This is a genomic window from Bradyrhizobium sp. FW305-F6, assembly GCF_058782905.1.
In genome coordinates this window covers 749,042-769,835 of the sequence record NZ_JBYSYD010000003.1, presented here as the reverse complement: position 1 = coordinate 769,835, position 20,794 = coordinate 749,042, and the positions used below count along the sequence as shown (strand labels likewise).

18 protein-coding genes are annotated in these 20,794 nt (G+C 65.5%); 9 read left to right on the top strand and 9 right to left on the bottom strand.

Annotated features, from left to right (window positions below; all coding sequences use genetic code 11):
• Positions 1-7: 7 nt before the first annotated feature.
• Positions 8-1,090, bottom strand: coding sequence for a COX15/CtaA family protein (locus AC3WLX_RS24025; protein ID WP_492337829.1), 1,083 nt, complete (start codon positions 1,088-1,090; stop codon positions 8-10).
• 94 nt (positions 1,091-1,184) lie between these two features.
• Here AC3WLX_RS24025 and AC3WLX_RS24020 point away from each other — a divergent pair, with 94 nt between their 5' ends.
• Positions 1,185-1,406 (top strand): DUF2842 domain-containing protein, encoded by a 222-nt coding sequence (locus tag AC3WLX_RS24020; RefSeq protein ID WP_018320088.1) that lies wholly within the window; start codon positions 1,185-1,187, stop codon positions 1,404-1,406.
• Here the strand turns inward: AC3WLX_RS24020 and AC3WLX_RS24015 are convergent.
• On the bottom strand, positions 1,390-2,439 hold the full coding sequence (locus tag AC3WLX_RS24015; protein ID WP_492337828.1) for a polysaccharide deacetylase family protein: 1,050 nt from the start codon (positions 2,437-2,439) through the stop codon (positions 1,390-1,392). The two genes, AC3WLX_RS24020 and AC3WLX_RS24015, sit on opposite strands and share 17 nt — an antisense overlap.
• A gap of 131 nt (positions 2,440-2,570) precedes the next feature.
• Here AC3WLX_RS24015 and AC3WLX_RS24010 point away from each other — a divergent pair, with 131 nt between their 5' ends.
• The gene (locus AC3WLX_RS24010) at positions 2,571-3,752 is read left to right on the top strand and encodes a GNAT family N-acetyltransferase (protein WP_492337827.1); all 1,182 of its coding nucleotides are present in this window, start codon (positions 2,571-2,573) and stop codon (positions 3,750-3,752) included.
• A 142-nt stretch (positions 3,753-3,894) separates the two neighbouring features.
• Here the strand turns inward: AC3WLX_RS24010 and AC3WLX_RS24005 are convergent, their stop codons facing one another.
• A complete protein-coding gene (locus tag AC3WLX_RS24005) occupies positions 3,895-6,204 on the bottom strand; it encodes a GumC family protein (RefSeq protein WP_492337826.1) in 2,310 nt (769 codons plus the stop codon).
• Between the two features lie 202 nt (positions 6,205-6,406).
• On the opposite strand from AC3WLX_RS24005, the gene AC3WLX_RS24000 reads away from it, so the two are divergent.
• From AC3WLX_RS24000 to AC3WLX_RS23990, 3 genes are all read left to right on the top strand, one after another.
• Complete coding sequence (locus AC3WLX_RS24000; RefSeq protein ID WP_291619986.1) at positions 6,407-7,540, top strand: glycosyltransferase family 4 protein; 1,134 nt, start codon at positions 6,407-6,409, stop codon at positions 7,538-7,540.
• A gap of 117 nt (positions 7,541-7,657) precedes the next feature.
• On the top strand, positions 7,658-9,208 hold the full coding sequence (locus tag AC3WLX_RS23995; protein WP_291619988.1) for an undecaprenyl-phosphate glucose phosphotransferase: 1,551 nt from the start codon (positions 7,658-7,660) through the stop codon (positions 9,206-9,208).
• 172 nt (positions 9,209-9,380) lie between these two features.
• The gene (locus tag AC3WLX_RS23990; RefSeq protein ID WP_492337825.1) at positions 9,381-10,628 is read left to right on the top strand and encodes an O-antigen ligase family protein; all 1,248 of its coding nucleotides are present in this window, start codon (positions 9,381-9,383) and stop codon (positions 10,626-10,628) included.
• Positions 10,629-10,631: 3 nt separating this feature from the next.
• On the opposite strand, the gene AC3WLX_RS23985 is transcribed toward AC3WLX_RS23990, so the two are convergent.
• The 3 genes from AC3WLX_RS23985 to AC3WLX_RS23975 are packed head-to-tail and all read right to left on the bottom strand — an operon-like array spanning position 10,632 to position 13,425.
• A complete protein-coding gene (locus AC3WLX_RS23985; protein ID WP_492337824.1) occupies positions 10,632-11,810 on the bottom strand; it encodes a saccharopine dehydrogenase family protein in 1,179 nt (392 codons plus the stop codon).
• 9 nt (positions 11,811-11,819) lie between these two features.
• Positions 11,820-12,602, bottom strand: coding sequence for a DUF169 domain-containing protein (locus AC3WLX_RS23980; RefSeq protein WP_492337823.1), 783 nt, complete (start codon positions 12,600-12,602; stop codon positions 11,820-11,822).
• Positions 12,603-12,657: 55 nt separating this feature from the next.
• Positions 12,658-13,425 (bottom strand): YdcF family protein, encoded by a 768-nt coding sequence (locus AC3WLX_RS23975; RefSeq protein ID WP_492337914.1) that lies wholly within the window; start codon positions 13,423-13,425, stop codon positions 12,658-12,660.
• A gap of 168 nt (positions 13,426-13,593) precedes the next feature.
• Here AC3WLX_RS23975 and AC3WLX_RS23970 point away from each other — a divergent pair, with 168 nt between their 5' ends.
• From AC3WLX_RS23970 to AC3WLX_RS23960, 3 genes are all read left to right on the top strand, one after another.
• The gene (locus AC3WLX_RS23970; protein WP_492337822.1) at positions 13,594-14,535 is read left to right on the top strand and encodes an acetamidase/formamidase family protein; all 942 of its coding nucleotides are present in this window, start codon (positions 13,594-13,596) and stop codon (positions 14,533-14,535) included.
• Between the two features lie 199 nt (positions 14,536-14,734).
• A complete protein-coding gene (locus AC3WLX_RS23965) occupies positions 14,735-14,932 on the top strand; it encodes a hypothetical protein (protein ID WP_024341172.1) in 198 nt (65 codons plus the stop codon).
• A gap of 74 nt (positions 14,933-15,006) precedes the next feature.
• The gene (locus AC3WLX_RS23960; protein ID WP_492337821.1) at positions 15,007-15,486 is read left to right on the top strand and encodes a GcrA family cell cycle regulator; all 480 of its coding nucleotides are present in this window, start codon (positions 15,007-15,009) and stop codon (positions 15,484-15,486) included.
• A 262-nt stretch (positions 15,487-15,748) separates the two neighbouring features.
• Here the strand turns inward: AC3WLX_RS23960 and AC3WLX_RS23955 are convergent, their stop codons facing one another.
• Positions 15,749-17,260 carry a porin gene (locus AC3WLX_RS23955; RefSeq protein ID WP_492337820.1) on the bottom strand — a complete coding sequence of 504 codons (1,512 nt, stop codon included), beginning with the start codon at positions 17,258-17,260 and terminating at the stop codon, positions 15,749-15,751.
• Positions 17,261-17,667: 407 nt separating this feature from the next.
• On the opposite strand from AC3WLX_RS23955, the gene AC3WLX_RS23950 reads away from it, so the two are divergent.
• A complete protein-coding gene (locus AC3WLX_RS23950) occupies positions 17,668-18,174 on the top strand; it encodes a MarR family winged helix-turn-helix transcriptional regulator (protein ID WP_291620008.1) in 507 nt (168 codons plus the stop codon).
• A 21-nt stretch (positions 18,175-18,195) separates the two neighbouring features.
• On the opposite strand, the gene AC3WLX_RS23945 is transcribed toward AC3WLX_RS23950, so the two are convergent.
• Together AC3WLX_RS23945 and AC3WLX_RS23940 are read right to left on the bottom strand one after the other, a co-directional pair.
• Complete coding sequence (locus AC3WLX_RS23945) at positions 18,196-19,308, bottom strand: alpha/beta hydrolase family protein (protein WP_492337819.1); 1,113 nt, start codon at positions 19,306-19,308, stop codon at positions 18,196-18,198.
• 251 nt (positions 19,309-19,559) lie between these two features.
• Positions 19,560-20,531, bottom strand: a complete 972-nt coding sequence (locus tag AC3WLX_RS23940; RefSeq protein ID WP_492337818.1) for an SDR family NAD(P)-dependent oxidoreductase — start codon at positions 20,529-20,531, stop codon at positions 19,560-19,562.
• Positions 20,532-20,794: the final 263 nt, after the last annotated feature.

Genomic DNA, 20,794 nt, shown 5'->3' with positions numbered 1-20,794 from the left:
ATGGTGATCAGCCGGGCTGACCCATAGGGACCGCGCGCGGCTGCGCTTCCGCAGGTTGCCGCGCTGCAAGCCGATCCACCTGCATCACCGCGAGCGTCAGCACCACGATTGCGACCGCCTGATGCGCGAGCGCAAGGCCGATCGGCACCTGGTTGAGCAGCGTGAGGATGCCGAGAACCGCCTGCACGCTCACCGCCGCAAACAACCACAGCGCGCCGCTCGCCGCCGCTCCTGCGCGCGAACGCACCGCGTCGATCGCATGCAGCGCCGCCAGCGCGAACAGCGCGTAGGCCATCATGCGATGCTCGAACTGCACCGTCAGCACGTTGTCGAACATGTTACGCCACCACGGCGTCTCGAACCACAGCCGCTCGGCGGACGGGATGAAAGCGCCGTCGATCTCGGGCCAGGTGTTGTAGGCACGCCCGGCGCGCAGGCCCGCAACCAGCGCGCCGAAATAGATCTGCACGAAGGTCACGGCGAGGAGCAGCGCGCTGGTCAACCGCAGCCGTCCAGGCACTGCGATCTGCGGCCGCTCCTTGAGGCGCCGCACGGTCCAGACGATGCCGGCGAAGATCACGAGCGCCAGCACCAGATGCGTCGCCAGCCGATATTGCGAGACCTCGGTGCGTTCCGTCAGGCCCGAAGCCACCATCCACCAGCCGACCGCGCCCTGGAGCCCGCCCAGCGCGAACAATAGCCACAGTCGTCGCTTCAGCTCACCGGAGAGGCCACCGCGCCACAGAAAGAACAGGAACGGCAACAGATACGCAGCGCCGATGAAGCGGCCCAGCAGCCGGTGGCTCCATTCCCACCAGAAGATCTCCTTGAACTCGGACAGGCTCATGCCCGCATTGAGCTCGCGATATTGCGGGATCTTCTTGTAGGCCTCGAACGCCTCGGTCCACTGCGCCTCGGTGAGCGGCGGAACACTGCCGGTGACCGGCTTCCATTCCACGATCGAAAGGCCGGATTCCGTCAGCCGCGTCGCGCCACCGACCAGCACCATCAGCGCGATCAACGCGGCAACGGCGATCAGCCACACGCGTACGGCGCGATGCGGCTCGGACGGGGCGGAAATCGTCGTCATCACAGGCAAAAACCAGGCTTGAACCGGACTGCGTGCCCCTTATAGTCCCCCGCTCCCGCAGCGCAAGTTACGCGAAGGCCGCCAATAATCCGCCATGACCATCCGCACCCGTAAGTTCCTCGGCGCCATCCTGCTCCTGGTGCTGGCCACGGTCTGGGCCCTGCTCGGCATGGCGGCGGCGCAGATGCCGTGGATCGCCGAATCCGGCTGGCGACAGGCGATCTACTATGTGGTCGTCGGCATGGGCTGGGTGCTGCCGGCGATGCCGATCGTGAGCTGGATGCAGCGGCCCGACCGCGTCAAGTCCGGCTCGTAGCACTGCCGGTCGGCCGTACCGGCGCGAAGGCAGCGCCCGACACCAGCACGCGCAGCAGGCGCAGGGAACCAACGCGGCCGTTCCAGCAGATCCGCGGCAACGCGCGCAGATTGGTACGACCTTCCGCCTCCACGATGCCGGGGATCGTCGACACCGCGCTGGCAAAGCCTGCCTCCTCCGCCATCACGACGTGGCTGCGCCGGAACGAGGCGCGGTCGCCGAACGGAAAGGCGGAATGCCTGATCTCGCGGTGGAAAGCCGATTCAGCAACGGCCTTGCCCATCTTCATCTCGCGCAGCGCGGCCGGATCCGTCAGATTGGCGAGATCGGGATAATTCACGGTCGCGCTGCCGATCGTGACCAGCGGATCCGCAGCGAACCTCGCAAGGTCCTCCCAGTTCATCGACGCCTCGCGCGAGAGCGCGGCGAGGTCGACGCGGTAGCGCGTGCAGAGGTCGGCGATCGCAGCCGACAGGTTCGCATGCGGCAGCGAGCGCAGCCAGCCCTCGAGATGGGAGAACAGCGCCCGCTTCCCGGCATCGTCGGTAACGGTAAATCGCTGCTCCTTCTCGCCCATCATCAGGATGATGCGGCTCTCGCGCGCGATCACCTGCTCCAGCCCCAGCCACCAAGCCTCGCCGACGCCGTCCGGAAAGGCGGTCGGCACATAGATCGTGAAGGGCACGGCGTGACGCGTCAGCACCGGATAGGCAAAGGTGGCGAGATCCTTGCTGGCGCCGTCGAAGGTCAGCGCCACGAAGCGACGCTTCTCCGGCAGCGTCACCGCGCGCCGGCAGACTTCGTCCATGCCGACGAGATCGTAGTCCCAGCGCTTCAGCGCACGAATGGCGCGGTCGAGAAATTGAGGGGTGACCTCGTGCTTTCGCAGCGGCTGAAATCCGCCCCGGCGCCGCGGCCGCACATGTCGAAAGCACAGGATGGCGCCGGCACCGCGGCTGCGCAGCAGAGCCCGGCCAGTGAACCAGGCCAGCTCGAGGCGCAGCCGTTGGAGCCATCTGTCGTCGGAAGCCACAATCCCACCCTTCGCGCTCGCCCGGCGGTCCGTTCCCTCCGCGATCGTCATTACCCTTTGTTGACCTTTGTTTGCAAAGGTCGGCCACAGGCCGAACGACGCATTTTTCGATTTCTCGACAGGTTTCGCGAATGACCATGGCTGCGGCGATGCAAAGCCGGACGGCAGAAGCGCCAGCGCGGTCGAAAGCGAGCCGTATCGCGCAGGTTGATGTCGTCACCGAACTCGCCGAGGCCGAGGTGGTCTGGCGCGCCTTCGAGGCCAACGGCCATCTCTTCACGCCTTACCAGCGTTTCGACCTGCTCGGCCCGTGGCAAAGACAGGTCGGCGCCCGCGAAGGCGCCTTGCCGTTCGTCGTGATCGCCCGCGACGCCGAGCGCCGGCCGCTCCTGCTGCTGCCATTCTCGCTGCGCCAAAGCCGCGGCGTGCGCACGGCCTGCTTCATGGGCGGCAAGCACACGACCTTCAACATGGGTCTGTGGAATGCCGAGTTCGCAGCGCAGGCCGCCAGTGCCGATCTCGACGCGCTTCTTGCGCCGCTGCGCGAGCATGTCGACGTACTCGTGCTCGGCCAGCAGCCGCTGCGCTGGCACGACCAGCAGAATCCGTTTGCATTGCTGCCGCGACAGAGTTCGATCAACGGCTGTCCACTGCTGGCGCTGGAGCCCGGCGGCCTACCGGAATCGCGGATCAGCAATTCCTTCCGCCGCCGCCTCAAGAGCAAGGAAAAGAAGCTCCAGGCACTCGCAGGCTATCGCTATCACCTGGCCACGACGGACACCGATATCACCCGCCTGCTCGACTGGTTCTTCCGCGTCAAGCCGGCGCGGATGGCCGAGCAGAAATTGCCGAACGTCTTCGCCGAGCCCGGCGTCGAACAGTTCATCCGCAGCGCCTGCCTTGCCCCGCGCGGTGAAGGCCGCGCCATCGACATCCACGCGCTCGAATGCGACTACGAGGTTATCGCGATCTTCGCCGGCGTCGCCGACGGAGAGCGCTTCTCGATGATGTTCAACACCTACACGATGTCCGAGCACGCCCGTTACAGCCCCGGCCTGATCCTGATGCGCTACATCATCGATTGCTACGCCGAACGCGGCTACCGCTCGCTCGACCTCGGCATCGGCACGGACGACTACAAGCGGATGTTCTGCAAGGACGACGAGGAGATCTTCGACAGCTTCGTGCCCCTGACCTCGCGCGGCAAGCTCGCGGCGATGGCGATGTCCTCGCTCAGCCACGGCAAGCGCCTGGTGAAGCAGAACCAGATGCTGTTCGACATGGCCCGACGGCTGCGGCAGGCGTTCGGGTAAAGGACCCTCCGCATACACTGATGTCGTAGGGTGGGCAAAGCGGAGCGTGCCCACGTCTTCTTCGCATCAACAGCAGGTGGTGGGCACGGCGCAAACGCGCCTTTGCCCACCCTACGATTCGAATGTACGGAGAAAGAAGAGCCTACGCTGCCACCACGCGCGGCGTCTCCACGGCATCCGCCGGCTGCACCGGCTTGCTCAGCATCGTCACCTCGCTGAAGCCGACCGCCTTCAACTGCTCGCACATCAGGATGCGCGCCTCCGCTTCCATCGACGCATCGGGCACCACGACGGCGCGGGCATGCGCCGTCAACAGGTCGGCCGGCAGGTCCGAGGCGCTGCCGGCGTCGATCAGCACGTGATCGTAGGCGCGCAGCAGGGCGTCGATCGCAAGCGCCACGCGCGGCGATTGCAGCAGGCTGCGGTCGAAGCCGGGACGGCCGGGCATCACGAGGTGCAGCCGCGACAGCTTGTCCCGGGTGATGATCTGCGCGAACGACGCCTCGCCCTGCATCAGTTCGGCAAGGCCCGGAGCCGACGCATCGACGGACACCGCGGCAATGATCGGCGAGTCTGCTGCGAGATCGACGACGACGACGCGGGCATCGCGCGAAAGGTGCCGGGCGAGCGTGAGGGCCGACAACGTGATGGCGTCGCCGGGCGCGGTGCCGAGCACCGTGACCTTTCGCGCGGCAGCGCCCGCGTCGCGCAGATTGTCGGCCAGACGCTCGATCTCGGCGAACTCGGTGACGTCCATGCCGGTCGGCATCGCAGGCTGCAGCGGCGCGGGCTCCGCCTGGACCGGATCGACGACGGGGTCCAGATCAGGCTGGGCGGCGCGCTGAACCACGATCGGCTCACGGCGCACCGGCGCCTGGGCCGGGCCCATTGCCACTGCCACCCGCGGAGCGGTCTGACGTAGCAGCTCGCCGGTGACGACGACTCCGGACGACAGCAAAAGCGTCGCGATGGTCGCGATCAACACGATCGGCAGCTTCTTCGGATAGGCCGGCGTGTTCGAGGCCATGGCGCGCGAGATGATGCGGCCGTCCGTCGGCGCGGTATCGATGGTTTCGCGGGTATTGGCCTCGCGGTACTTGGCAAGGTACGTTTCCAAAAGGTCGCGTTGCGCCTTGGCCTCGCGCTCCAGCGCGCGGAGCTGGACGTCCTGGCCGTTGGTGGAGGCTGCCTGCTTCTTGAGCTGCTCGAGGCTCGTCATCAGCCCGTCGACCCGGCCGCTCGCGATCCGCGCGTCGCTTTCGAGCGAGCGCGAGATCTTGGCCGCTTCGTCCCGGATCTGATTGTCGAGATCGCCGAGCTGCGCCTTCAGCTCCTTGATCCGCGGATGATTGCCGAGCAGCGTGGACGACTGCTCCGCAAGTTGCGCGCGCAGCGTCACGCGCTGCTCCGACAGCCGCCGCATCAATTCCGAGTTCACGACCTCGGACGCCTCGATCGGCTTGCCGCTCTGGAGCATTTCCTTGATCAACCGCGCCTTGGATTCCGCGTCCGCCTTCATCGAGCGCGCATTGTTGAGCTGGGTGTTGACCTCGCCCATCTGCTGGTTCGAAAGCGTGGTGTTGTTGGTGCCGACGAACAGGCTCGACTTGGAACGGAAGTCCTCGACCCGAGCCTCGGCCTCGGAGACCTTCTTGCGCAAGCTCTCGATCTCGCCGGCCAGCCACTGGCTGGCGTTCTTGGCCTGCTCCTGGCGCGCCGCCTGCTGCAGGACAAGATAGCCGTCGGCGATCGAATTGGCGACGCGCGCGGCAAGCTCGGGATCGGCGGACTGAAACTCGACCACGATGACGCGCGACTTGTCGACCGCGTAGGCCTGAAGACGTTCGTAATAGGCATCGAGCACGCGCTCTTCCGGCGTCATCGCGAACGGATCGCGGACGATACCGATCAGCGCGGCAAGCGATTTCAGCGGCGAGACGCCCTGCAGGACCGGGTCGAATTCGGGTCGCTCGGCTAGCTTGTTCTTCTTGATGATCTCGCGCGCGAGATCGCGCGACAGCACCAACTGCACCTGGCTGGTGACCGCCTCGGCATCGAGCGCCTGCCGCTCCTCGACGCGGTCGCTGTTCGGGCGCAGAAACACGTTCTCACGGCCGTCGACCAGGATGCGCGCTTCGGACTTGTAGCGGGGCGTGATGAAATTGACGATGGCGAGGGAAGCGACGAGCGCCAGCACCGTCGGCACGATGATCCAGCGGCGCTTGCGCGCCAAGGCCGCACCGAGCGCATGCAGATCGATGTCTCCGGACTCGATTTGCGCGGGCTTGTCGGCAACGCGCGCCGGCTTTGCTTCGACCTTTGCGTCGACCTCGGCCTCGGCCTTTGCTTCGAACTCTGTTTGGACCTTGGGCGCGGCTTTGGCTTTCGGCTTCGCGACGACCCGCGCGATCAACGCCTTGTCCTTGCCGGCACGCCAGAACGCTAAACGCATCGAACACTCCCGCAGGGCAACGCTGCGACTCTACCTCAACCGCGGCGATTACACTCCATTAAGGTTGCTGCTGTGTTAATCCGGGCATCCGGCGGCGAGCAGTGCATGCAGGCTCGTCACCATTTGTTAACTACGAGGCCCCTTAATCCGTCTCGATTATTTCGCAAGGATTGTTCGGCAGTCGCCGTCGAGTGGTTTGATCATGCCCCCCTCTCCCGACCGGCCGCTTCGCATCCTGCACGCCGTGCGCGCTCCGGTCGGCGGAATCTTCCGCCATATCCTCGACGTCGCCAACGGCCAGGTCGACCGCGGCCATCACGTCGGCATCCTCGCCGACAGCCTCACCGGCGGCGAGCGCGCCGACAAGGCGCTGGCCGAACTCGCACCGCGACTGAAGCTCGGCGTTCACCGCATGGCCATCCGCCGCGAACCATCACCCGACGACGTCCTGGTCTGGCTTCGCATGCGGCGGCTGATTGCCGCGCTCGAGCCCGATGTGCTGCACGGCCACGGCGCCAAGGCCGGCGCCTTCATCCGCATGCGTCGGCGCTCCGATGACACCATCCGCATCTACACCCCGCATGGCGGCTCGCTGCATTATCCGCTCAACACCTTCAAGGGCGAGTTCTACGCGCGGCTCGAGCGCGCGCTGATGGGTTCGACGGATTTGTTCCTGTTCGAGAGCGCCTTCGCCCGCGACACCTATCAGCGCATCGTCGGGACGCCCAAAGGCGTGGTGCGTTGCGTCTTCAACGGCGTCACGCCCGAGGAGTTCGAGCCTGTCGTCACCGCCGACGATGCCACCGACCTCTGCTATGTCGGCGAGTTCAGGCACATCAAGGGAGCCGACCTCCTGGTCGATGCCGTGGCGCGCCTGCACGAGGGAGGCAAGAAGGTCACGCTGACCCTCGGCGGCGACGGCGAGGAGACGGCCGCCTTGAAGGCCCAGGTCGAAAGGCTCGGCCTCACCGCTGCGATCCGCTTCATCGGCCACGTCAAGGCGCGCTACGGCTTCTCCAAGGGCCGGCTCCTGGTCGTCCCCTCGCGCGGCGATTCGATGCCCTATGTCGTGATCGAAGCGGGTGCCGCCGGCATTCCCATGATCGCATCCCGCATCGGCGGCATCCCGGAGATCTTCGGCGCCGAAAGCCCGGCCCTGTTCGCGGCGAGCAATTCCGAAGCCATGGCGGAGGCGATCGCCGCGGCACTCGACGATCCGCAGAAGACCGCGCAGCGTGCGGTGTCCTTGCGCGATCGCATCTCGGCGCACTTCTCGCAGGCCGCGATGGTCGAGGGCGTGCTCGCCGGCTATCGCGACGCATTCACCAACCATTAACCATTCTTAAGCGCGCTTTAGAAAATCTTCCGATTTGTCCGATAATCCAGACGCCGGGGGATGCTTGCCCGGGCGCGCAAGGCCGTGCGGCGGATTTTGGAATGGACGTGGAAGCCCGTGGAACCGCTCAACGCACGCTTGATGCTCGACGCCGCGGCCAGCGCCGCGGCAAAGCCTGATGGCCAGCCCTTTGTCGAGCGCCGGCGTCGGCTGTCGCCTGCGGCGCTCGAGGTCGTCAACCAGAAGGTCGCACGCGCCTATTCACCGATCGTGATCGCGGGCTTCGTTCGCCTCGCCGACTTCGCGCTGCTCAGCCTCGTCGGCATTGCGCTCTATCTCGGTTACGTCATGCCGCTCGCCGGCGCCTTCAGCTGGGTCTATCCTGCGGCGGTCGTCGCCATCGCCGTGGCCGCCGTGGTCTGCTTCCAGGCCGCGGATATCTACCAGGTGCAGCTGTTCCGTGGGCAGCTACGGCAGATGACACGGATGATCTCGTCCTGGTCGTTCGTTTTCCTGCTGTTCATCGGCATCTCGTTCTTCGCCAAGTTCGGCAGCGAGGTATCGCGGCTATGGGCTGCCGCTTTCTATGTCCTCGGGCTCGCGGCACTGATGGTCGAGCGCCTGGTGCTGCGCTCGATGGTGCGCGGCTGGGCGCGCGAGGGCCGGCTCGACCGCCGCACCATCATCGTCGGCTCCGACAGCAACGGCGAGCAGTTGGTCGAGGCGCTGAAGGCGCAGGAGGATTCCGACATTGACGTGCTCGGCGTGTTCGACGACCGTAACGACAGCCGCGCGCTCGACACCTGCGCCGGCGCGCGCAAGCTCGGCAAGGTCGACGACATCGTCGAGTTCGCCCGCCGCACCCGCGTCGATCTCGTGCTGTTCGCGCTGCCGATCTCGGCCGAGACGCGCATCCTGGAAATGCTGAAGAAGCTCTGGGTGCTGCCGGTCGACATTCGTCTGTCCGCACACACCAACAAGCTGCGCTTCCGTCCCCGCTCCTATTCCTATCTCGGCAAGGTGCCGACGCTCGACGTGTTCGAGGCCCCGATCACCGACTGGGACCTCGTGATGAAATGGCTGTTCGACCGCGTCGTCGGCAGCCTCGCGCTGCTCGCCGCGCTGCCGGTGATGGGCCTCGTCGCGCTCGCAGTGAAGCTAGACAGTCCCGGCCCGGTGTTGTTCCGCCAGAAGCGCTTCGGCTTCAACAACGAGCGCATCGACGTCTACAAGTTCCGCTCGATGTATCACCATGAGACGGATCCGACCGCCGCCAAGGTCGTGACCAAGAACGATCCGCGCGTCACCCGCGTCGGCCGCTTCATCCGCAAGACCAGCCTGGACGAACTGCCGCAGCTCTTCAACGTGGTGTTTTCAGGCAATCTCTCGCTGGTTGGCCCCCGCCCGCATGCCGTGCAGGGCAAGCTCCAGAGCCGCCTGTTCGACGAAGCCGTCGACGGCTATTTCGCCCGTCACCGCGTCAAGCCAGGCATCACCGGTTGGGCGCAGATCAACGGCTGGCGAGGCGAGATCGACAACGAAGAGAAGATCCAGAAACGCGTCGAGTTCGATCTCTATTACATCGAGAACTGGTCGGTGCTGTTCGACCTCGTCATTCTCCTGAAGACGCCGATCTCGCTGCTGACCAAGAACGAGAACGCGTATTGAGACTGAATGCGCCAGGAACGCGCTGTCATCACCCGGCTTGGCCGGGTGATCCAGTAAACGCCGGCGGCGAACGTCGCCACTGACAGCGCGGCGTACTGGATGCCCCGCCTTCGCGGGGCATGACGGCAGAAGTGTTGTGTGATGACGAGTAGCGTAAGCGTATGGGCGCGTGATGGCGTATGCGGCAACAGCCGGTGGAGTGAACGTAACGGCGCCCGCTGCGCCCGGCGTGCTGGCGCTGCAGCGCGCGCTGGTGTGGCTGGTCGGCGCCTCCGGCGCGATCGTCTTCATCGAGCCCAGCCCCTACGAGATCGCGACGCTGCTCGCGACGGTCACCTTCTTTGCCACCGGCCTGCGCCTGAAGCTCGTGCTGATGCCGCTGGTGCTGATACTGGTCCTTCTCAATGTCGGCTACACGATCAGCGCGATCCCGCTGTTCGATCAGTCGGCGGTGGCGACCTGGATCGCGACCTCCTGGTACATGGCTGTAACCGTCGTGTTTTTCGCGATGGTCGTTTCGGAGGACACCGCGGCCCGGCTCGACATGCTGCGCCGCGGTCTCGTGGCCGGCGCGATGGTCGCTTCGCTGCTGGCGATCGCCGGATACTTCCACCTGGTGCCCGGCGGCACCGATCTCCTGACGCTCTACGGCCGCGCGCGCGGCACATTCAAGGACCCGAACGTGCTCGGCGCCTTCCTGATCCTGCCGGCACTGTTTGCGCTCCAGAGCGTGGTCTCGGACAAGCTGGCCAGGGCGCTCCGCAACGTCATCGCCTTCGGCATCATGTCGCTGGCGATCCTGCTCGCCTTCTCCCGCGCCGCCTGGGGCGGCCTGGTGCTGACCTCCGCCTTCATGCTGGCGCTGATGGTGCTGACCAGCCGCACCAACGCGCAGCGCTCGCGCATCATCGTCATGGCGATCGTCGCCGCGGTGCTGGGCCTCGCGCTGATTGCGGTACTGCTGTCGTTCGATGCCACCGCCGAAATGTTCAAGCAGCGCGCGAGCTTCGACCAGAGCTACGACGAAGGCCGCTTCGGCCGGTTCGGCCGGCACATCCTCGGTGCGGAGATGGCGCTCGATCTGCCGTTCGGCATCGGTCCACTACAATTCAACCGCTATTTCCCCGAGGACACCCACAACTCCTACCTCAACGCCTTCATGTCCGGCGGCTGGCTTTCGGGCGTTTGCTATCCCGCGCTGGTGTTCACGACGGTGATCATGGGCTTCCGCCACATCTTCGTGCGCGTGCCCTGGCAGCCTGCCTATCTCGCGATCTTCTCCGCGTTCCTCGGCACGGTCGGCGAAAGCCTCGTGATCGACACCGACCACTGGCGCCATTTCTGGATGATGCTGGGCGCGATGTGGGGCATGATCGCGGCCGCGCAGGCCTACAAGATCAAGGTCCACGAGGACGCCTAGGCTCTATTTCTCCACTCGGAACGTCAGCCCCGCATTGTCCTGCAGCCGCTTGATGAGCTTGTGCTGCATCGCGGCGCCCGGCGTCCAGAAGCCGGCGGGAACATCAGCCGCGTCGCGCAGCAGGCAGATCGCGCATTCCGAGATCATCTTGGAGGTCGAGCCGTAGCCTGGGTCGCGGTCGCCGGTGACGCTGGCGCGGACCATGCGGCCATCCGGCGCGATGGCGACATAGAGCAGATCGAACAGGCCGTTCTCGCGCTCCTCCTTCGAGGGGCCCTCGCCCGGCTTCGGTGCGTTCGGGCCAGTCTTCTCGGCGTTGGCAGCCATCACGCGCTTGGCGTTGGCCTCGCCCTTCTCGCCGGGACCGGTCAGCACCATCTCGTCGTAGACGAATTCTTTCCCGTAGGGAAAGCCCATCAGCATGTTGGAGCGATGGACGTTGCGGGTGTTGATGAGCGCCATCATGAAAGGCGCGGCCCAGGATTGCAGGTCCTCCTCGTAAGCCGCCCTGTTGCCCTTGGGCTGCTTCGGGCCGGTGAAGCCGGGCGTCAACGCAAAATGATCGTTGAGGATGGCGACCAGGCTCAGGTCCTTGGCGACCGCATCGAAGGTCGCCTTCGCACTCGCCGCGGTCCCGCCCGACAGCGTGCCGCGCATGTCGCGCACACGGCCCTTCACGCGCGCGGCCGGTGCGCCGAACACGCGCCTCGCCTCTTCCTGCACGAAGAACGTGCCGAGTTCGAACGGCACGGAATCATAGCCGCAGGAGAACACGATGCGCGCGCCGCTCGCCTTGGCCGCCGCCTCGTACTTGTCGATCATCTGCCGCATCCACACCGGCTCGCCGCAGAGATCGAAATAATCCACGCCCGCGGCAACGCAGGCAGCGAGCAGATCCTCGCCGTAGAACTGGTACGGCCCGACCGTCGTGATCACCGACCTCGTCTGCGCCACCATCGCCTTCAGCGAGGCCGCGTCGGAGGCATCCGCCACGATCAGCGGCGTATCGGCGGGCGCGCCAATCGCATCGCGCACCGATTTCAGCTTGTCGAGGCTGCGGCCCGCCATCGCCCAGGTCAACGCCTTGTCGTCCCTGTAATGCGCCGCCAGGTATTCGGCGACGAGCTGGCCGGTGAAACCGGTCGCACCGTAGACGACGATGTCGAATTTCGCAGCGCTCATGCTCGTCCCTTACTTCTTCGCGTAGCTCACGCCCATGCCGGCACGGACGTCGCTTTGAATGCCATAGGGCGGGATCGGATAGCGCAGGCCGTTCTTCGCCAGCGCCTTCATGCCCTCGATTGCCTTGGCGAGATGCGCGGGCTTCAGCGCCATCAGCATCTCCTCGTCCGGCACGCCGCCATAGCGCCGTTCGGCATAGCATGGCAAGGACAGGCTGGGCTCCCCCGTCTTGAGCGCCCGCCCCCAGGAATCTGCGCAAGCGGTCTCGCCGACCACGCCCCATTCGAACTTCTTGTAGCCGGTATATTGCAGCCCGTTGATCAGGATGATCATCTGCCCCGGCGTTGCATAGACGAGGCAGATGTCGGGCGGATTGAGCCGGCCGCTCGCGAGCGGACTGACGGCGAGCGCCTGGTAATGGCCGAACGGCACCACGTCCAGCGCCTCCTGCCGCCTGCGTGCGTCCTCCGCCGTGCCGTGCCACACGCCGACATAGTTTGCGCCGGCGAGCCATGTCTCGTCCTGCGGTGCAAGGCCGATCACCGCGCGGCACTGCGCGCCGACGAGGTCGTCGGCGGTGATGCCGACGGTCCAGCCGAGACGCGCGGCCATGCTGACGATCTGGTCGGTGGTGTGGACCGCATTCGGCCGCCGGATTTTCGGGATCGCCTCCATCTCCGTGACGCTCGCGAACAGTTTCATGCCGATCACCGTGGTCTTCAGCCGCAAGAGGCTGTTCAGATCGGCGACGAGGCCGGCGAGATCGATCCTGTCTGCGCTCTGCTGTTGCATGCTTCCTCCGGCCGCGGCGTGGCACGCCGCATGTTCTTGTTGTGCGATCCTCGTTCTAGTCCCTCGCGGGTCCAGGAAGCAACTCGCGGGTCCGGCCCATCAGACGGTAGGACACGAGGCCGATCCACTCGCGCACCGCGACTTCGGTTCGGCGCAAGCCGTCCGCAGCCATGTTGGTGAAGGAGAAAAGATCGTCGCGGCCGCCCATCCGCCAGTCCACGGGATACGCCTCGACGTCAAACCCGGCCGCGCGGAAGATTCCCATCGAGCGCGGCATGTGGAAGGCCGACGTCACCAGCAGCCAGCGCTCCCCCGGCTTCGGCTTCACCAGCACCTTCGTGAAGATTGCATTCTCCCAGGTGTTGCGGGAGTCGCGCTCGAGGATCAGGCGCTCCTTCGCGATGCCGAGATTTTCCAGGATCGGCGCGGAATAGTCTGCCTCCCTCGCCTCGCTCGAAACCAGGTTCGCCGAGCCTCCGGTGAAGACGATGCGCGCGTTCGGATAGCGGCGCGCGAGCTCGGCCGGCGCAAACAGACGATCGGCGGCGTGCGCGACGACCGGCGTGCGGTGCGCCCCCGACAGATTGGTGTCGACGGAGCCGCCGAGCACGATGATGCCGTCGGGCGCGCCGCGCGACGGATCCCAAACCGGAAAGCGCGACTCCAGCGGATAGAGCAGGAGATTGCCGAGCGGTGAGAACGCAGCCAGCCCCAGCAGCACCAGCGTGATCACGGCAAGCCTGCGGCCGAACGCGGCAAAGCGCGTCATCATCAGCACGACGGACAGGATTCCGAGCTCGACCAGCAGATTGATCGGCAGCAGCGCGACGCCGAGGGTCTTGGACAGAACGAAAAACAGGGTAGCCTCGCTGGAATCTACCGGCCTGCCGGTGCGGGGCTTGACCGGCCCCGCCATCTCTAGAAATCTTCTTGGAAGAGGATCGATCGCCGGGTCAAGCCCGCGGCCGATGAAACCGAACGGACGCGGCACATGACCCATCATCACCTGCATTCCAGCCCCGAAACCTGCCATTGGGGCTTCTTCGAAGCCGCGCTTCGACCCGTCCTCACCGTCAAGAGCGGCGACGAGGTGACGGTCGACACCATCAGCGGCGGCCCGGACCTGCTGCCCGACCCTGACAAGTTTCACATTCCGCCCGAGATGCACGAGGTTCATGCCAGGAACGAGCGCATGCTGCCCGGCCACATCCTCACCGGCCCGATCGCGGTCGAGGGCGCAGAGCCAGGCGACGTGCTCGCGGTCGAGATCCTCGACGTCGAGCTCCGGCAGGATTGGGGCTGGAACATAATCAGGCCTCTGTCGGGCACCCTGCCCGACGATTTCCACGAGACGCGCATCCTGAACATTCCGCTCGACCGGTCGCGGATGGTCGCGCGCCTGCCGTGGGGCCTCGACCTGCCGCTCAAGCCGTTCTTCGGCGTGATGGGCGTGTCGCCGCCGCCGGCCTGGGGCCGCATCTCGTCGCTGATCCCCCGCGCGATGGGCGGCAATCTCGACAACAAGGAGCTGGGTGCGGGTGCGACGCTCTACCTGCCGGTGTTCGTGCCGGGCGCAATGTTCTCGTGCGGCGACGGCCACGGCGTGCAGGGTGACGGCGAGGTTTGCGTCACCGCGATCGAGACCGCGCTCCGGGGCCGCTTCCGCCTGACGCTGCGCAAGGACCTCAGGCTCGACTATCCCCGCGCCGAAACGCCGACGCACTACATGACGATGGCGATGGATCCCGATCTCGACCAATGCGTGGTGCGCGCGCTGCGCGACATGATCGCGCTGCTCGGCGAGACGCGAAACCTGTCGCGCGAGGACGCCTACACGCTGTGCAGCCTGGCCGCCGATCTCCGGGTGACCCAGACCGTCAATGGCGCCAAGGGCATCCATTGCATGATCGAAAAAGCGATCGTGCACGGCTGAGCCGCCCCACCCGTTCCCGGACCTATCGACAGCGAACCGCCGCGTGTCTTCCCGCGGCGCGCCGCGTCGTGTCAAAATCTTCAAGACATTTCAGAGAGATAAGCTGCTAGCCCCAGGCCGATTTGACTTCTACCCTCGAACCTAAATAGAGTCTTAATCGTTACTTTTATGTACCCGAGTAAGAGGCTAGCGTTCGGCCATGGCCACCGAAAAAGCCGAGACTGACCGCATTCCCGTTACCTTGGCGCTCTCGACCATCGCCTATCTGGAGAAGCTGGTGAGACAGGGCACCCACGGCACCAGCGTTCCCGGCGTCGCACGGACATTGATCGAGGAAGGCATCCGTCTCGCCATCAAGGACGGGCTTCTGTCGATCCGCGACAATGGCAGGACGTGAGCGCGCGCCGGGACGTGAGGCGGACGGATCTCGACAGCGGATGGCCGACATCTGCAACCTGGGACCGCCGACAAATGCCTGTTCTCTCACCCACCTGGACCGACGAACGAATCGAACTCCTGAAGCAGCACTTCGATGCCGGCCTTTCCTGTCGCGAGATCGCCGCCGACATCGGCGTCAGCCGCAACGCCGTGATCGGCAAGCTGTCGCGGCTCAATCTGACGCGCGGCCGGACCGTCGACGACCGCAAGGTCCAGGACAAAGGACTGTCGCCGTCGCGGGGGCGCAAGGCCGTTCCGCGGCTGCAATACGAGATGCTCGCCACGATCTATGGCGAGACGGCCGGGCCCGCGGTCAGCGGTCCGATCGACGAGACCAATCGCTGCTCGCTGCTGGAATTGTCCGAGAACCGCTGCCGGTGGCCGATCTCGACGCCGGGCGCGGACGATTTCTGTTTCTGCGGCAACACCGCACCCGACGGCCAGCCCTATTGCGCCGGCCACAGCCGCCTCGCCTACCGGCCGAACGCGCGCGCTCGCGTGATACGCAGTTGATGCTGCGCCATCCGAACAAAAAACCTCCGGCGGGGCATCGCCGGAGGTTTCTGGAGGCTTAGCGTGAAGCTAAGAGCCGCAACTTTCGTATGTGGCCGAGAGCTATATAGCTTAGTAACTCATGTAAGTAAATTAATCCGTGCCGATTGAATCGCATGGCTCGTCTTCGTGCGCCGCACGGGCGACGTAGGGTAGCCAAGGTCCGCGAAAAAGCCCCGGCGGTATCCCGCCGGGGCCATGTCCGATCGAAAACCTGCAAAGCTTACCAGTTGCGCTGAGCGCGTAGCAGCAGGCTGTAGGTGTCCTGGTCCTTCAGCTCGTAGGTCGCCGCCGGCTTGGCGACGCTCGTCAGCGCACCGGTCGCGATCACGCCCGAATATTTCTGGTCGAGGTGGCTGTAGGTGAAGTCGGCCGAGAAGGTCAGTCCCTTCAGCGGCGTCCAGCGGGTGATGACGCCGACCTGGCCGATGTTGAAGTCCGGATTGCAGGTACCGGTCAGGGCGGCGAACGCAGCACTGCCGCAGATCAAGCCCTTCGCCGTGCCGCTGTAGTTGACCGCAGCCCAGGCGCCGTAGAGCGCCGTGTTCCAGTACGGGCTCCAATTGTGGGTGTAGGCACCGCGGAAGCCGTAGGTCTTCGTCAGCTCGAGGCCGCCGCCGGGGCCGAACACCGCATCGGAGACGCCGGCGAAGCCGATGCTCTGATAGGCGGCGTTCGAGCTGCCGAACATCGAGTAGCTGGTCGCCGCCAGGGACTGGAAATTGTAGCGGCTCGCGCCGTCGGTGTAGACGCCCGAGATGTTGATCACGTCGCCGGCGCCGGTCGGAATGTTCTTGATCGACAGAGCAAGCTGGACGGCCCAGCCCCACTTGTCTTCGGGATGACCGGTGACTTCAGTGGCGCCGTAATAGCCGACGTGATTGTCATGCGCGGCAACCGACGCCTGGAACATGCCCCAGGCCTGGTCGACGCGGACGGTGCCGACGATGTCGGGCGACCGGCTGCCGCCGATATCATTCGAGCCGTAGGCGCCGCCGAGGACACCGGTGGTGCTCATGCCGGCCGTGTTCCAGATGTTGGTCTGGAACACCTGGGTCTGGTCCTGCGCCGAGATCGTCGCCGTCACGCCCTGGCCGAAATCGGCGGTGTAGGAGAACTGGGCGACGCCGTTGGTCGAGCCGCTGCCGCCGACCAACTGGTCGAAATTGTTGCCGGGATAGTTGACCCAGGGCGCGTCGAACTGCGACACCGCCTTACCCATGGTGAAGCCGGCGAACTGGATGAAGGCATAATAGACGCCGAGCGCACCGCCCGAGATGCCGCCGTCCGACGGGTTGCTGGCCGTCGTGGCACTGTAGGCGGTCGCACCCGTGGCAGAACCGGTGCCGGCGTAGCTGCCGGTCGTCCAGGTGAAGACCGCATCGAAATAGGTTCGCACCACGCCGTACTCGGTCGCTGTGCGCGTATCGATGTTGAGATCCTGACGAGCACGCATCGAGTAGTAGTTGCCCAGGCGGTTGTTGGCCGCGGACACGCCGTTGTACTGGCCGTTGTAGTTTCCGCCGGCGTTCAGCGCCACTTCGGCACGGAGGTAGCCGCCCAGCTTGATGCAGGTGTCGCTGCCGGGGATATAGTAGAAGCCGGCGCCGTACAGCGTGCAGATCTTGACGTACTCGACCGCCTTGGCCTTGACCGGAAGATCGGCCGCCTGCGCTCCGCCGACGGCGATCAGACCCGCCGCAGTGCCGAGCAAAAGGCTCTTCACCACTCTCATTTGAAACCTCCAACTTGCTCATTTCGCGGAAGACCGGACCGTGAGGCCCCCAAGGTCCCGCATCTCAAATCCGCTCGGCCGCTTTGCGCTTTCGGCCTCACCCGCTTTCGGGGCGAGGGACGTGAGCGAACCACCTGCAGCGGGACGATCGAGGTACCCCCGCCGTCACGCGGCAATATGCCTGCGCTGTTACCTAATTAACATAGCTGATTAGATCAGCTTCTTGATTTCACTAAACCTGTACCACGGGCGCAACACCACGCGGGCCCGGCCGAACAGGTGAGTTGATCATCTTTGTAGTTTTAGTGACGGAATTATCCTGCTCTGCACTTGCGTCAGAGCAGGCTTGCGTGGACTATGGCCTTCCACGAACACCGAGCTGAGCGATCGGTTCACGGAGTGACGCTGTGTCCGCGACGAGGAAAGAAGGAGCGCGCCTGCGCCCCATCGGCAATCTCGATATCATCAGGCGCTTCACCTGGGAGATATCGTCGATCAACATGTATCTCGAGGAGCTGCGCCAGCTCTGGGCGCGAACCCTCGGCATCAGCGGGCCGCAATGGCTGATCCTGATGGCCATCTCCGACCTCGACAAGGACGACGGCATCCCGGTCAACGTCGTGTCCAAGCTCCTCCATGTCGACCCGTCTTTCGTTACCACCCAGTCCAAGCTGTTGGAGAAGAAGGGCCTGCTGCGCCGGCGGCCCTCGCCGACCGACGCGCGCGTGGTCCGGCTGTCGCTGACCGAAAAGACGCAGAAGCATCTGGCGAGCCTGCACGATCAGTACAAGACCATCAGGGAATTCGTCTTCCAGGAGTTCGACGAGGCCGAGCTCACCGAGTTCACCACCAAGCTGGCGACGCTGAAGACCCGCCTGGAAAAGGCCTGCGTCCGCCTGAGCCTGGATCTCTGACGCGCGCGCCTTTGATGGGGCCTAGACGCGCCCGGCGGTGCCGAGCTGCGATTCCAGCCAGTCGAAGATGTATTCGTTGGCAAGGCTCGGATTGTCGGCATGCGCCTGAGCCGCGCCCGTCTCCGCCGCGGTAAACACCTTCAGCCTGACGTCCGAACTGCCGAGCTGGGAGTTGCGCACCAACTGGCGGGCCCGGTCGGCCTTGAGCCAGCCGTCCTCGCCGAGCGTGATCAGCACGGGACAGTTGGCGCCGGACGCCATCAGCGGCGAATGTGGCACCGGGACAATGCTGAGGTCGCTCATCGCGAATCGGCTGGCAAAGAATGCCCGCTCGTGCAGATCCCACAGCCCGCCGTCGCAGACGGCCGCGGCCAGCCGCGGCTCCTGGATCACCGCGCGCGCGACGAAGGACGAGCCCCAGCCGTCGGCGATGATGCCGACGCGGGCAAAATCGACGTCCGCGCGGGTCTCCAGATAATCCATGACGGCGGGGATCGCGCTCTCGAGGTCGCCTCGCCGCAACAACGCATCGAGATAGTCGTCGCGCTCGTCGCCGAACAGGTCGAGCGCCAGCATCGAGAAGCCGCGCTCGCGCGCATGCGGCACGAGCTTGAACAGGAACTCTTCCTTGCGATGGCCGGGTTCGCCGATGCAGATCACGGTCGGAGCCCGCCCGCTGGCCGAGGGCGCAGGAAGAAAATAGCCCTGCAGCGGGTGCTCGTCGACCCAGGGCACCGTCACCATCTCTCCAGCCGGGCTGCGCGCGGCGAGGTAGCGGCGGGCGCATTCCTGCATCGCCAGCACCGCGACCCAGCGGCGCTCGTCGGCGGGATCGAGCGGCATCGCGGCGGCACCGTAGTAATTCATGGCGCGCAACCAGTTGCGCTGCGCGCTCGCCAGATGGCCCTCGGCGAAGGCAGCCTCGGCGCGCTGCCGGTTGGTATGCGCCAGCTTCTTCCACGCGCGATGCCAAGACTGGTCATCGCCGCGCTTCAGCTGCCGCGCGATCATCAGGCATTCGGCGATCGTGGCGCCGCCCTCCTGGGCCGCCGCGAGCAGCCGCGTGAACTCAGCGGAGATGTCCTCTCGCTCCGGGCAAAGGGTCCAGTCGTCGGAGAGGCATGCTGGCATCATCGGGAGCTACGCTCATATCGTCGCGTTACCTCGGTTGATTAGACCATTTCAGTTCGCCGACCAAGCTGCCGCGCACGCGATGACGGGCGTTTGAGATCACCATCGCTTGAACATCGTCATGTCGCATGCGTGACATTCCAGCGGCCGCTCGCGTGAGCACGAACGTTGGCAAGAGCTGGCACGCAGAATTGCTGACGCACCTCTTGCGATGATAAGCATCATTCCTATATGCGCGCGCCCCCGTGGCGGCCTCAACCCAGCCGCCAGCCGACCTCCTGGGTAAAACTTTCGTAGAAGGCGCGGTCATAGGCCTGCTCCGGCGTGGCGCGCACGCGCTCGTCGAGGCGCCTCGCGTCCTCGCCGACCAGAATGCGCCAGCGCTCCGCCTTGACCCCATCGAGGATGATCTTCGCCGCCTCGGCGGCCGTCGTCGGCGCATCCTCCAGGAAGCTGCGGGCGCGCTCGGCGAATACCGCCTGGATGTCGTCGTCCGACATCTTGTCCGCATCCGGCACGCCGGCCGCCACCATGCGCTTGCGGGTCAGCGCCACCTCGTCGGCATTGAGCCGCTCCGAGCCGTCGGCGCTCTGCACCTTGCGCGAATTGGAGACGATCGAGGTGCCGATGTGTCCGGGCATCACCACCGAGCATTTGACGTGCGGCGCATGCAGGCGGAGGTCGTTGATCAGCGCTTCGGTGAATCCCTTCACCGCGAACTTGGCCGCGCTGTAGGCGGTGTGCGCCTGGTTCATGCCGATCGAGGCCCAGAAGCCGTTGACGCTGGCGGTGTTGACGATGTGGGCCTCGTCGGCTGCGACCAGCATCGGCAGGAAGGTGCGCACGCCGAGATAGACGCCGCCCCAGCAGATGTTGAAGGTGCGCTCCCATTGCTCGCGGCTGTTGGTGAACAGGCTGCCGCCGCCGCCAATGCCGGCATTGTTGAACAACAGATGGATCCTGTCGGTCTGCTGCTGCTCGGCGAGTTCGTCGCGAAACCGCTTCAGATGATCCTCGATCGCGACGTCGGCGACATGCGTCGTGACGCGCAGCCCCTGCGGCAGCTTCTCGGCCTCGCACAGGCGCATGGTCTCGGCCATCGCCGCCTCCGAGACGTCGCACATGGCGACGTTGCAGCCCTCGGCCACCAGCTGCCGCGCGAGCTCGCGCCCCATTCCCGTGCCACCGCCGGTGATGACCGCGATCTTTCCAGCAAAATCCTTCATGGGACTTCGGTCCCTCCCCTTGTCGGTATGTTTCTTCGTCGCCGCGCATCTCGCCGCGCGCGCAAAATGTAGCAGCGCCGCATCCGCAAAAGAAAGCGGATCGGCGATGCAATCTTGGGCGTTATTTCGGCGCGCGGAGTATCCGGAACGATCGGGGCTATCGCCTGCGGTGCAGCCTCGCCCGCGGCACATCCTTCGAGACGCCCGCCCCTGGCGGGCCCTCAGGATGAGGGCGGAGTGAGTGGCGGTCGCTTCAACGAGCA